At 47.6% G+C, this 13,635-nt stretch carries 7 protein-coding genes and 2 pseudogenes; 6 read left to right on the top strand and 3 right to left on the bottom strand.

Going from position 1 to position 13,635, the window contains the following annotated elements:
* Nucleotide 1: 1 nt before the first annotated feature.
* From ONZ54_RS04415 to ONZ54_RS04430, 4 genes and pseudogenes are all read left to right on the top strand, one after another.
* Nucleotides 2-1,135, top strand: a complete 1,134-nt coding sequence (locus ONZ54_RS04415; RefSeq protein ID WP_271787559.1) for a YopD family type III secretion system translocon subunit — start codon at nt 2-4, stop codon at nt 1,133-1,135.
* A 130-nt stretch (nt 1,136-1,265) separates the two neighbouring features.
* The gene (locus ONZ54_RS04420; protein ID WP_271787560.1) at nt 1,266-1,643 is read left to right on the top strand and encodes a type III secretion system chaperone family protein; all 378 of its coding nucleotides are present in this window, start codon (nt 1,266-1,268) and stop codon (nt 1,641-1,643) included.
* A 105-nt stretch (nt 1,644-1,748) separates the two neighbouring features.
* Complete coding sequence (locus ONZ54_RS04425; RefSeq protein WP_271787561.1) at nt 1,749-2,147, top strand: YscW family type III secretion system pilotin; 399 nt, start codon at nt 1,749-1,751, stop codon at nt 2,145-2,147.
* 82 nt (nt 2,148-2,229) lie between these two features.
* Nucleotides 2,230-2,479 (top strand): annotated as a pseudogene (locus tag ONZ54_RS04430) (hypothetical protein); the annotation flags it as partial.
* A gap of 25 nt (nt 2,480-2,504) precedes the next feature.
* Here the strand turns inward: ONZ54_RS04430 and ONZ54_RS04435 are convergent.
* Nucleotides 2,505-3,358 (bottom strand): IS5 family transposase gene (locus tag ONZ54_RS04435; RefSeq protein ID WP_271787562.1). Its coding sequence is split into 2 segments (ribosomal slippage): nt 2,505-3,016 and nt 3,016-3,358, totalling 855 coding nucleotides; the frame shifts between segments, so codons are not numbered across the junction.
* 178 nt (nt 3,359-3,536) lie between these two features.
* Here ONZ54_RS04435 and ONZ54_RS04440 point away from each other — a divergent pair.
* Nucleotides 3,537-3,820 (top strand): annotated as a pseudogene (locus ONZ54_RS04440) (hypothetical protein); the annotation flags it as partial.
* 116 nt (nt 3,821-3,936) lie between these two features.
* Complete coding sequence (locus ONZ54_RS04445) at nt 3,937-11,301, top strand: hypothetical protein (RefSeq protein ID WP_271787563.1); 7,365 nt, start codon at nt 3,937-3,939, stop codon at nt 11,299-11,301.
* Nucleotides 11,302-11,581: 280 nt separating this feature from the next.
* On the opposite strand, the gene sicP is transcribed toward ONZ54_RS04445, so the two are convergent.
* Both sicP and ONZ54_RS04455 read right to left on the bottom strand, forming a co-directional pair.
* Nucleotides 11,582-12,007 (bottom strand): chaperone SicP, encoded by a 426-nt coding sequence (sicP, locus tag ONZ54_RS04450; protein ID WP_271787564.1) that lies wholly within the window; start codon nt 12,005-12,007, stop codon nt 11,582-11,584.
* A gap of 40 nt (nt 12,008-12,047) precedes the next feature.
* The gene (locus tag ONZ54_RS04455) at nt 12,048-13,568 is read right to left on the bottom strand and encodes a type III secretion system effector BopA family protein (RefSeq protein ID WP_271787565.1); all 1,521 of its coding nucleotides are present in this window, start codon (nt 13,566-13,568) and stop codon (nt 12,048-12,050) included.
* Between the last annotated feature and the right edge of the window lie 67 nt (nt 13,569-13,635).

Raw genomic sequence — 13,635 nt, forward strand, 5'->3', positions numbered from 1 at the left:
TATGAACATTAACGAGAACACCTGCAATCCGGTTCTTACCAGATCCTTCACAGAAAAAGCCGTGAAGCCCTTTGCGCCGGGGCGCCCTGAAACCATCCACGCAGCGGGCATTACATCATCTGGCAGCGAAATCACGTTGACGGGAAGGCCTGACTTGCCGCCCCCGACCCAGCGCCTCGACAGCACAAATCTGGGTCAGGTCAGTGCGGTGATTAGCGAAACCGTCGATATGATATCTGAGCTTTTCCTGTTTGGCAGCGCACAGCTGGAACAGGTCGCTGGCGTCATCAGTGATCACTTTGACCTGATGTCAGGGCTGGTTTTGTCTGACCGCACCAAGCTTGATGGGGCCATGGCCACGATCAGCGAAAACCTTGATTCGATGTCAGCGTTGTTCCAGCTTGACCGCACTAAGCTCGCGCAAGATGTTGCCCTGATCAAAGAGAACCCAGACGACCACCTCGATTTGTTGTCACAACTGTTTCTGCTGGCTCGTCTGGCACGCGAGATGGGGCTGACCCAGCGCGACCAGCTGAACAACCACGTGATCCGCAGCCAGACGGATCAGGTGGCCGAGATGCGCCATGGCGCCAAGCTGATGATCGCCATGGCTGTGGTCTCCGGCGTGATGGCTGGTTTTTCGGCCATCACCGGGGCGCTCAACCTGAAAGACGGGGCCAAGGCCATCAAGCAGCAGAATAATCTCGAAAAGAATATGGCTATTCGCGATAATGTTGTGCGTAACGAGGTCGCTAACTTGCGCGCGCAGGGCCAGCAGCCAAATCATAAAGAAGTGGCTAAGGCCTTCTTCGGGATGGAGCAGCAGAAAGATCGTTCTGCTTTGAACGCGCTGAAGACGAAGTCCGGCCAAACATCGGTAGAGATGCAGACCAACAACACCGTGAGCCAATCCGTAACGCAGATGAGCAACTCGGCGGTGCAGGTTGCCCAGGGCGAGAGTCAGGCAAAGGCCAAGGAAGATGAAGTCATGGCGACCATCCATCAGACCGAGAAGCAGAAGGTTGAAGACAACATGGCCTTCAATGCCAACTTCATGAAGGATGTGCTGCAACTGATGCAGCAGTACTCCCAGACCCTCAACCAGACGCTCAAGGCAGCCTTCGGGGTAGCTTGACGCGAGCAGGCAGCAAGGCGCCCATCGGGCGCCTTTTTTGTTTGCCAACCACTTTTCTAAAATTAGTCGCCTTTGAGTGATAGCCCTCATCAGGACGCCAGAGCTAACATCCTCTCTGCTGGAGGAAATCATGGACGCCACCATCATCAATCGGCTGCTCGTCGAGTTTGCCACCAAATATGGTTTGCCCTTACTGATCCTGACCCGGGAGGGGGGGCAGCACTCTATTTTAACGAGCGCTTGTCGCTCTCCCTCATTCTGGTACCCGAACGGTAGCATCCTGGTGATGCAGGTCGATGTCGCCGTGCAGCCTCATCAGGTGATCGAGGTGATATTTCGACAACTAAACAGCTTCAACCGCAGCCCTGAACGGTTCAATTTCCGCTTTAATTTCGATAAAAAGAGCCTGACGCTGCAACGCAATCGCCAGATATCGGCCTGCAAGATCAGGCTACGGATCTCCGCTAGTCCGGCTACTTCGTCGGGCGCCGCCATCCAGTTGATATAGGCCAGCTTTCATTGATAACGGCATTGCGCCAAACTTTCATTTTGACTTGAACTCAGGAGCAGACATTGGATCGTCTGTTGCTGGACGAGAGAAGGATCCGGTGTTATGAGGCCTTTATTGTTATGTGTGCTGCTGACTCTCGGCGGCTGCGTTACCACCACGATTGCCCCCCCTATGTCACAGATCCTTAAAGGAGAGGTGCACTTGAATGAAGCTCTGCCTCATCCCGCTACCGTGGAGGTGACAGTGTTGAGCCAGATGGAAGGACGGCCATTGCAGGTAGCCTCCATCCGTTATGAAGTGACCATGCTACCCCTGGTTTTTGATATGCGGCTGACGCCTTTGCAGTGGGGAAAGGGTGAACTCTATGTGCGCACTCGGTTACGGTTTGTCGGTAACTCCGCGATTCAGGCTACTGGTCTGCAAAAGGTTCATAAGGTTTTAAATGGCCGTCCGATGGTGATTTTGTTGCAACCGCGCTCTTGTTATCCAAAGTGTCAATAAGCGGGGGGGGGGGTAATAAAAAATGGCGTTGTGCCCAAATCAATTCAGCTTGAATGGAACTTACGGAGATCTCTGTGAGCTGATCACCACGTTCCCCTTCAAGTCTGGATTATGGGCACATCACCATCCCATCACTAGCAGGTCTAAAGATAACAACTCTTTGATTAAACGTGGCTCGCTCATCTGCTTGATATTCAAGGAGAGGTTCAGTCTGACTCTGCGAGCAACTCAAGAGCTACTCGACTTCTTGCTCGAGTGGCCTGAAGGTGTTTGGTGAAGGCGAGTGGAATGCTAGGAAACGCGGTACCGGAAAGCACCGAGTGCTGAAAGAAGCTCTCATGGGTCTAGGCTGTGTTCTCAAAATGCTGGTTTTCTGTGCACCAATAGTTCCCGTAAGTAACGAAGGCAGAAAGCCAGCTTGATAAAGGCTGCAAAACTTCCCGCCAGCTTTTCATACCTCGTTGAGAATCGGCGAAACTTCTTCAGCGATCCGAAGCACCGTTCGACCACATTTCTCCTACGATAACGAGCTTTGTCTAACACCAGTGGACGTCCCTTATGGTGCCGTTGCTGGTCGCTGCGTTGCGGGATAACCGCTTTTGTCTTTCTGCGCCGGAGTTCTGCCCGCAGAGCCCTGCTGCTATAGGCCTTATCTGCGGCAAGATGCGTTGGCCGCGTGCGATAACGGCCTGATGAAGTCGGGCTCCTTGCCATGGCCAACGCACTTGTCGCATATCTGATTTCCGCTGATTGCCCCGGCGAAAGGCAGAACCCCAGCGGTAAACCATTACCATCAGTGACCAAGTGAATTTTGCTGCCGAAACCACCACGAGAGCGACCAAGCGCTTGATTAACCGGAGTGTTTTTTTACGCGCCCCGGCAGCATCTTTTGATGCCCTGACATTGGAGCCGTCAATGCACCACAGGTCGAAGTCGATAAGCCCTTCTTCATTGAGATGCAGTTGCAGCGCCGCAAGGATGGCATCGATGCGGCCTGTGCTTTGCCAACGTCGAAAGGAGTTGTAGACCGAGTTCCATGGGCCGAAACGTTCTGGCAGATCTCGCCAAGGTGCACCGGTGTGAAGTATCCAGAGAATGCCATCAAGCACTTGGCGTGGCTCACGAGTAGGGCGTCCGCTTATGCGGTGGTATGGAAAAATGGGCTCGATAAGCCCCCATTGTGCATCGGTCAACTGGTAACGACGGGACACTGCATAGGTCTTAAGCTGTTGAGAAGATGTGAGATTATATCTTCATCACTTTAAGAACACAGCCTAGTCACAGCAAAGCCAACCACAGCCGAAGATCGGCCTAACCAAGTGTCCGGATTTAGTTGACCACTACAGACAGACAGACAGACAGACAGACAGACAGACAGACAGACAGACAAGAAATAAGGTCGTGCAGGAGATGCAAAAGGAATGGCTGGCGTATAAGGAAGAAAATATCGGGGGGGGCTCCGTTGCTCGATGGCGGCAACGGCGATGTGTCGGTTCAAAAAGTTGATGATGGGTAAAATCAGTTTGCGTAACTACACGGCCCAGTAGGAGAAGTCACGGCGTATGTGAGAGTAATAAATAAACTAAACAGACCTTGGTCTGCCTGTCAGAAAACCCCGAGTGTGGCTGTCACTTGGGGTTTGGGCATTCATAGGCTATAACGCCCATGAATAATTAAAAAAATTAAGTTATGCATTTTAGGTGGAGCTTTCTATAACAAATGGTGCTGTTAATGGGATGCTCGTCGTCTCATTAACTTTTATTAACTCTCAATAATAGCGGGGAATTAAATGCGAGTTGATGATTTTTCTTCAATAGACGTTGAATCAAATTGCGAATTTGACGGTCCTAATGTTATTAGGATTTTACAAAAGGGAATGAATGAAGGAAGAGAATTGGCGTTTAAGGTGGAGGATCTTACTCTCAAAGAAAATATTGATAGTTTCATGAGATATATTAAATCAAATCATGTTGCTGATATTAAATCATTTGTTGAGCTAATATTCCCGTCTACAGATGTTAAGAGTGACAGGGGGGAGATAGTACCATACCTTACTAAGGTGCTAATAAAGGCTATTGCGGAGAATGATGAAAATCAGCTCAATATAGGAAAAAAGATAAGGGATTGTGTTCATAATAAAATATTGAGCTCGTTAACGTTATCTCAATTTGCTATGAATAATCCAGAATTGTTATTGATGGCTGCTGTGATTTTCCCAGGTGAGCATGGCGCACCCTCGGTGGAAATTTCATTGATGATTGAAGAGTATAATAAGAATGATCTCAAGCCACAGTGGTGGCTCAGTTTTTCGCCTGTAAATAATGCTTTCACATTAAGATCAATAAAGTCAATTGATGCTCAATATGAGTCTGAAGATCATTTTTCCAAGGTGTTCAATGTAAAGTCTGATGGCGCATGTTTCTTTCGAGCATATATGGCTATAAAGTTGCGTGATGATTTTTGGCTGAGTAGGGCAACTAAGGGCGAGGTGTTAAGCGTAATTAACTACAAAGGGGATTTAGATAGTCCGCTCAGCCAGGTGTCAACCTCATTGAGTGATGTCATTAAAGAACAAATTCATGAGGCAATTTGTGATTTGAAAAGAGTCTACTCTGGTCAAGATACGATCGAACGGACTTTGCTTGATAAACTTGATGCAGAAAGATTATATGATAAAACCATTGGCAATGGTCGATTTTATTTATATTGTGCCGATGGGGTGAAAAAAGGTTTTAATAAATCAGACTTGCAGCGCATGAGTGATTGTGATGAGTTTTTTACCATTATCTCCGATGCTATCGGAAATAAATTAATGGAAAAGCTAGACCTCTGTACTCGATATGAGGATGCTGATGGTGTGGCTTATCTAAAACAAAATGACAGTCATGATCATTTCGATGTTGTTGCCCCTCTTGATTATTTTGACCGCGTAACAAATTATGATGAAATATATAATGGCAATCTGCATACTCCCGTGAGCATTAATTTTATTCAGGATACTAGCATTCCGCCAAATGAATTGATTAATAGGGCTGTCAATCGTAGGGTGAAGGGGAGAGAATTTACCGGCCGCTTGCTTGAGGCTTGCTGCTTGGCAATGACTGAAAACATTCAGCCTATGGGTTTGCGACTGCATCAGCCTTTGGCACTATGTGAGCCAGGAGAGGGTAGTCCGCACTCAGTCTTTACTGATCAGGTAGATGCATGTTGGATTGGGTACAGCGAACTTGATATCAAACAGACGGATATAATAGAAATAGAGTGCCATGGCCATCAGGGCAAGGGATTGGCTTATAATCAGTACGGTATCAATGGAAGAGTATTTAATGGAGAGAACGCGTTTTTTAAAGCTATAATTTATGCTAAAAATAAAGCTTTGTCAGATGATGACATTGAAAAAAAAGCAAAAATATTATCATCTAATTTAATGAAGTATCTTCGCTCACATGCGGAACAATTAGGTTTTCTCTTGCAGAGAGGGATCGAAGATGGTCTCGGGCTAGAGTGTGGAAAGGAGTCGACTGATGAGTGTGAATGGATCCCTGCTCTACCAGCTGATCTATCAAAGAGTGACAGAGACATTTCATATCGGGATATTGCCTTGACGCTGATGCAATTAACGGCTTCAGGCGTGAATACATATCGCAATGTTGTAGGTTCAGTCGCTCATAGGGAAGACTGGGTTAATACGTACGGGCGTGAGTGGCCGGATATACCGTCGGGAAGTCAAGCGAATGTGGCTAATGGGACTGATGAAGGCAGCTCATATCTGTCATATATGGCCGGCCAAGCTGGGCAATATTTTTACAATATTGTAAGTGATGTTTCAATGAGGCTAGATAAGTTTGCAGGCTACCTTCCTCCTTATCATGAGGGGGCCGATGCTGCGCCTGTAAGTAACAGTGCTGCCAAGTCATTCAATTCTGACCATGGCCCATCCCAAACTATATCGATAAATGATTGGGCATCAAACGCAACAACTTCTAGTGTGGTGCGGATGTCATTGCCGCCTTCCGTCAGGCTACCAAAGTCCGGTCAAGACCTTCTATACATAAAAAGAGAGGTCGAGGCACAATATTTAAAAGATACACAAAAAGGAAATTATAGACCCACATTCGTGGGAAGACCCAGAGCCCTTATCGATGACGTTACGGAAAAAGTTATTCCAGGTATGTTTGTCGTTGAGAATAATCATGGACAATTCATTGTATATAATTTGCTGTCGCGAAATTATTTAATTTGTATCAGGACCGAGGGGATGCAAATTATAAGCAATCCTGATATTAAAATACTCTACAGTTCTAGCGGGAAAAATGAATTTGTTGAATTGATGCAGTTTATGTTGCCAGAAGTTAAAGATCCTCTTAGTGCTACATACTATCTATCTGTTTTTAATGCTGAAAAAATATTTAGTGCTATGTATTCAGATATTCAACGGAATGCTGTATTAGGTCTTTATCTGAACGCTACGTCTACGAAATCTCGGGAGATGACGTTACCAACGCTGCCTTTTACCAGCAAGTTCGATGGGGTTACTGCAACGGCGACAACAACAACAACAACAACAACAACAACAACAACAACAACGGCCACTGCGGCAACGCCCACTATTACCTCTGCGATCCCTTTGCAGCTAGGTACTGAAGGGGTACTATTGAGTCTTGATAACGGTATGCTTGATCTTTTGATTAAGATAAAGTGCCGCAATTTCGTAACAGATACAAAACAGCCTTCGGTGCGTAGGCAGGCAGTACAGCAATATCTCGATGGTAATAACCCTGGAAAAACAATTTGGCATGGGAACTTAATCTTTGTCGACTTGTTTGCCTTGGAGTCTCAGGACGGTCTGATGGTGTTCAGTATTTCTGAAAATTGGCATACCTTTATCCCTCAAAAAGTCCATAGATATACAACAAACTGCGTGGAGGAACAACCTAGTCTATTTGGCGGAAAACTAATCACCTATTGCACTCCACATGAACAGAGATACTTTGACTGGGATAGTAATTGGCAGTTTAAAGCAAAAATGCGGGCTGCGACGCCGAGATTTCCATCAGAGATTAATGATTGGGTTTTTCCTACTCTTAAACCCGCGCATGGACCCGTTGTGCAGAATTTGGTTTTATCGGTATCCAGCAGATCTTTGGGGGGGGAATTGTTGTCCAGCTTGAACGAGTCTAGGCATCAATTATGGCGTAGTAAGGTCCAGGACCATCTGCAGATGTTTGGCGATGAGCTTGACCTTTTTCTTAAGCAATTTACCGATAATTTATTTAATGCCAGCAGGCCATTGATCGATGATGCTATGATGGATCGTATGGTTACTCATATGACGCAGCAAGCCGATCTGGCATTTGCTTCATTTTTCAACCCAGTTCATTTTGTTGATAATGCAATAAAAAAAGAAATTAAAGAGTATGAGCGTAAAATCGGACGTTCAATAAATCTAAAACCAGACAGTCTGATTTTAATTTTGCGAGATACTGTGATATCTAGCGGGACTCCATATCTTCCATTAACCGTCCATGATAGAGTCGCATATAAAATACCCGTTCGAGAGTTCGCTATGGGGTTAATTGAACGGAACAGGCCGCTTTTATCTAGTGAGACGCCACTGTACTTAGAGGGGCATAGTGATTTTTTGAGGGGATTGCAAAGTAAAATATCAAATATTCAGAATGACATGTTGGATAGCATAAATGATTACAGAAATTCTTCACCGCGTATGATGGCATTACAAAATCATTATCGTGGAGAAATTGTTCTTCGCTGCCTTAATTTTTTGGCGGCACCGAATGATAAGGTTTCTATTGAGCATAAAAAACTGATAACTGATTTCTTGAATGGTGACAAGTCAGCAATGGGAGTAAGACTCACGGGTACATCAATAGAAAGCATGGGTGGCAGTCCCCTTCGCAATCTATTTTTTATCCCGTCAGGTAAAAAGAAAGATATAATAACCGAGAGGTTTTATCATATTCCAAATAGGCCGCCAGAAGGTATTTTATTGTCATTGGATGATGAGCGGGTCTGGGATTTGACTGGTTCAAATATGAACGGTGCTGTGGTAGACACTAAGTTTCGTGATTATGTAAGTAAGGGTTTTGAGCTTAAAGATATACCAAATGTGAAAGATGCTATTAAGTTCAGATGCTATGTACCTGGCCCGGCTTTCTTTGCAGGACCAGCTTCCGACCGCCGCCAAATTAAATATTACCCTCTTAATGTGTTTGCTATTGGAGGGGTGGATGATGTGGCGAAATCATTAAGTGATATTGGACTGGATCATGCATCTTCAAATATTAACTATCTTTTTTATACTGATAAAGAGAGGCTCTGGGATATATTCACAACAGTGGCAGAAGAATTAATCTCTGTGGCGATGTTATCTACCATGTTTATCGGCCTCCCTGCTGGGTTAATCGGTAGGGTAATAATGCTGTCTGTAGAAGCTGGACTTTCCGCTGGGAGTATTGCTTTGAGTGTGAATAAATACATGATGGCATCTACAGACACAGAGAGGGAGAGTGCATTAGGTGAGATTATAATTGGAGCTCTCTGTACGACATTGATGACACCTGAGTTTTTGCAAATCGGTAAAGCTGTTTCAGATCCTGCTCGCTTGATGGCTGGCTATTCACGTATAAAGTCAATGTCATCTGATCTACGTGAACTGGTAGTTTGGCGAAAATCCGACCTGGCCAATAAAGTTAAACTGCTTGTGAGTAAAAAACCCGCCGTAAAAGAGCTCGCTCAAGTATTTGGAGATAAGCGATTTGAAATGATTATCAGAAGACAGTTGAGTCGACCTTCGTCGGAAACGACATTTCGAGCATTGTCGACTGACCTGGCTCGTGTGCAGGCTGAATATCGACGAACTTACCCGCTAGGTTTCTTTAATCGTTCGCGTGTGAACAATAATCCTGTGGTGGCGGCAAGAGAACCGATACGCGAGATCGTTCAGGAAAGCACCTCCCTTTACACACTGCCAGAGGCGTTGAGCAAGGCAGAAGATGAGTTGCGCGCTATATCAGACATCGGGCAGATGATGGCTAAGCCAGCAGAGAATTGTGAGGCTGTCGTGATGCCTGTTCAGAGGTTCATGCAACAAAAAGGTATGACCGATATTAGAGTTCGTGGAATGTATATCTGGGTGAATGGTGGGGATAAGATGCCTGCGAACCATTTTGCAGTAATAGGCCGATTGAATAATCAGGATTATATATTCGATGTGACTGCCGCGCAGTTTGCTCCTGCCATCGACACGCCGCTGATCCTGCCGTTATCTGGGTGGGAGAGGCGATATCAACAAGCTTGGAAGCGCAAAGTCATTAAGTACGCAGACTTTAGCTCCCTTGTGGATGCTCGGTCGACTTTTAGTGCTGTGAACATGGGACAGCTCCCGACGGAGGTGATGCCAAACGCAAAGGTGTTGGCCGCGCCAGACTGGTATAGAGCGCAATCGCTGGCAGCGTCACCTTCCGCTGCTATGCCTCTGACGTTTGTTGGTGGCCGAACTCCTCTGCATAATGCGGTGAGAAAAAGCATCTTTCGCGCTGATACCGGCCAGGAAGTTTACTGGGATTATGCTGTTAATATGGTGCGGGAGAGTGGAGGGGGGCGTCCACTGTTGCTTCAGCAACTGAAACAATTGGCAGCGCGCTCTGGGCAAACAGATATAGCGTCGGATATTACATCAATACTTTCAGGTTCTCGCCAACTCAGTAGCCTCGATGATGCATTGAGGGTGTCTTCAGGTGAGCTTTTGCTTTTTTTCAGGGAGCAGCAACTCGTCCACGTGATGGGTTCGCTGGGAGGCGGTCGCTACTTCGGGATGAAAAATGATGCCCTGAATCCAGTTTTGGGCGGAGGAAGGCAGATTGTATCGGTGGAGCAGTTGGGTCAATTCAGCGAAAGTGGCTTTCTGCCGTGGGCAAATAGTGATAGATTAGCGAAGGCTTCGAAAGAGTCTGCAATGGTGGTTTACGCGGGCATGCCGTTGGGAGAAAATCCGTCTTCGATCGTGTCGCCGCCAATTGCCAATTCGGCTGGGGGGCAGGGGGCGATAAGTATCCTGGAGGCCAGCGGGCTGGCGCCGGAGCAAGTTGCTGCCTTTGAACGGGAATTGAGTAATACCAATCAGATTTCGAGCCTACTACTCTCTTCGCCGCAGCACATCACTCAGCTTGAGCAGTTGCATGCACTTCCTGAAGGGGCCGTCGTTATGCCTAGTACAGGTACCGCAGATGTTGCTTGGGTCCATGCGGGAGAAGGCCGCTTTGTGCCAATGTTTTCCAGTGGTGTGGTAGAGGCTAGTCATATTCTGTTGAAATATCAGTTGGTCGCTGGCCGGGTTGATGTTATGCGATTACGGACCCCTGCATTGTTTGGTGAGCATGCGATGATTATTTTCAACGAACGTTCAGGGACGCTGACCGCTAGGCTTCATGGTAGGCCGAATATTATAAATCATATGGATGCGGGCGAGCTTGCTAATGCTCTAAGAGGTTGGATGATTGGCCGTAATCAGCAGTCTCGTTATATAAAACGTATTGAATTGCAATCTTGCTATGGCGCTTTTGGGCTGTGTTCATCGGGACAAGTCCTCGCGAATGAGTTTAATGTTGATGTGACAGCATATCGGTGGCGGTACAGTGCTGGAAAAGCTGATAGTTTTCTTAATAGGGTGGTCTTTCGACCAATGCCCTCCAAGACACCTGCTGAGATGGAAGCAGTGAGGTCTGTCGCCATAAAACATGCAAGAAATCATGAGTATTGGAATACGCTATTGACCGCATTTTATAGAGGAATAGCAAGATTGCGTGTACCACGCGCGGTTGCAGAAACGGATCAGATTGATTGGCGAGCAGCCTATCCGCAGATTAGCTCACTAGCATCCTTGGTTTTTGGAATGGAAACCATTGATAAATTCTTGGGCAATAATGAGAATGCGTGGTTTTGGGGGGGCTTGGACCTAAACCTGACAGATAAAGAACGGTATGATTTCAAAGAGAAAATGAAAGATGAATTGAGAGGTATCCTGTTGCCTCCCGGTAATAAGACCATTTCAATAGAAGTCTTCAAGCAGCGATGCGAAGAGGTTATAACATTGAATCCGTATACGTATTTTTATATAAAAGATATGTTTGAATGATGACCGTTAACAAAACTGCGGTGATGCCTCCGATCGGTTGAGCTGGTATGATGGGGGCCTTTGAGACTCATAGCTTCATGGCATCCATTACCGTTCACGACCCTCGCTGTCAATTAAATCACGTATATAGGCTGTCTCTTATACAAAAATCCCCAAGTATCGCTTGGGGATTTTTTTGAACTTATCTCCGATAGATCAGTTCGATCTGATGGTCGCCTAAAAATAGGCGCTACAAACTTTCTCGGGCTCTATCCCTTAATGCAATAGAACCGCTCCGCCGCTACACGTAACGTAAACTGGGCTTAGGAGGATCGAAGCTTTCCATCTCTCCCAGAGAAGCAAGCAGTTGCTCCAAGCGGGTGGCGAAACGGTCTACGGCTTCGGCAAAGTCATGGGACGATAGCATGTCGCTGGTCAAGTGCTTTACCAGCATGACGGCGCCGGTGCTGTCGTCAAGCACCAAGCTACCTTCGCCAGCCTCAGTCAGCGTCAGATTAAGGGCCAGTGCTTGTTGCCAGAAGTCGGCGCTACCATTGACGTCGAGTTCACCCAACATGCCGTACACAATGAGACTGCCGGGCAGGCTGCGAATAGAGAGCATCAACCGCTGGTCCAGCAGCAGGAAACACTGGCCGCGCTGGTCAAACGTAAGTTCCATGCCGATGGTTCGGCCCAGGCTGTTTAGAAGTTCTGCGTTTTTGTCCATAGCGATACCTTGTGAGCGGACCGACAATGGTCCGCGGTGCTTATTCAATGGCGAGCCCCATCAAATCTTCGATGCATTTGATCATCGCGTGAGCGGCAAGACTCAGTTGCTCAGCGCCTTGGGGATTGCTCTCATTATAGTGGTGCAACGCCTCCACCAAGCCAGCGGCTTTACGGGTGAGGGCGGTCGCGTCGTCGGTATTGGTGGGTGTGCCTTCACGAATGGCCTTGGCCAACGCACCCGCTCTGCCGGCGGTCAGTGCTCTGATGCAAGAGGCTTGCTTGGCATATAGGTTCTTCAACGCTGGGGGCTGCTTAGCTCGGTCTTCCGACGTGCTTTGCTCATTGAGTGGTTGATTGAGCTGGTCGATTTCTTTCTTTAATTCGCCCATATCGCCCTGATGGAGGAAGGCATCCCATTCCGTTTTGACCATGGGCTGTAGCAGCATCTTGTCGTAATGCTTGCGGATGTCGGCGACTTGGCGGTTGAGGTTATCTATCCTAGACTGCAGGCGCTGGGCATAGGCATGAGCCTTGTTGGGGTCTTCGGTTATCCAACTGGCGCTGAACGGCACGAAGTTTTCCGCGCCGCCGGCGAGCAGCATGCGCAGCGCCATGGAAGCGCAGTTTTCCTTAGTACTGCACATGGTATAGCCTATATGGCCTTCGTGTGCTTCGTCTTTGACGTGGCGGGCATCGCGAAGGATGGCTTTTTCATTGAGGCCGAACAATACGAATTTGGCGTTTCTGTCGCTGGCGGCGACGTCTTTATTGTGTCCGATCATCGGCAGGTAGACTTTGCGGGCGCTGGTGCCCCAGGATCCCTGTGTAGTGCGCTTTTGTTCAGTGCGGGGGCGGTACTTGGCTTCGGCAATCAGGGACGGGCTCGCGTCTTTACCCATGCGGCTCCATTGCTCACGCGCGGCCTCGCCGGCGTTGAGTTTATGCGCGGTGCGATCGGACATTTCGATTATTTTGTCATTCTGATATGTAGAATGCGAGTTTCCTTTAGTCGACTTTAACATGCCACTGAGCTTGCCCTCGTCATAGCTTCGCGGCAACCAGCTGACATGCTCATGCACGTGGCGGTGAGCATCCGCATCCATTTTGTTCTTGATGGTGACGGAAGAATGGCCGGGATGGAATATGCCCTTGTAGTCCCAAGTGCGGAATACGACTTGCCTCGCCAACGGCTTGGCGTCGCCTTGACCATGGAAGCGTGCGGCCACGGCAATCAGTTGCGCCACCTTTCGCTGATTAAGCGGCGAGCCCTGGAACCCGCCCATGCTATCCAGCGCTGCTTGGCCACTTTCAAGGCCATAACGGCGGGACAGCGTGTTGATGAACACTCCAAGAGCTGTGTTGTTTTCAGCCTGTACGCGCTTGCAATAGTTTTTGACGGCGTCCAGTTTTTCCAGTAGCGGCAGTTTGTTTAGGCAGGCATAGCACCGCCCCTTGAAACCTTGCCTGGCGACGGTTATGGTGGGCTCTGGGGTGTTTTCATTGATGACGACCCTGCCGCCATGACTAGCTGCTTGGACGAAGGAATTAAGATCGTTCATGTGGATTGCCTGTTTTTATCAACACTCTGTTGAGATTGCAACTTTTTATAGATTCCAAGCTTAATTT

Source organism: Aeromonas salmonicida, from assembly GCF_028355655.1.
GTDB classification, from domain to species: domain Bacteria; phylum Pseudomonadota; class Gammaproteobacteria; order Enterobacterales; family Aeromonadaceae; genus Aeromonas; species Aeromonas salmonicida.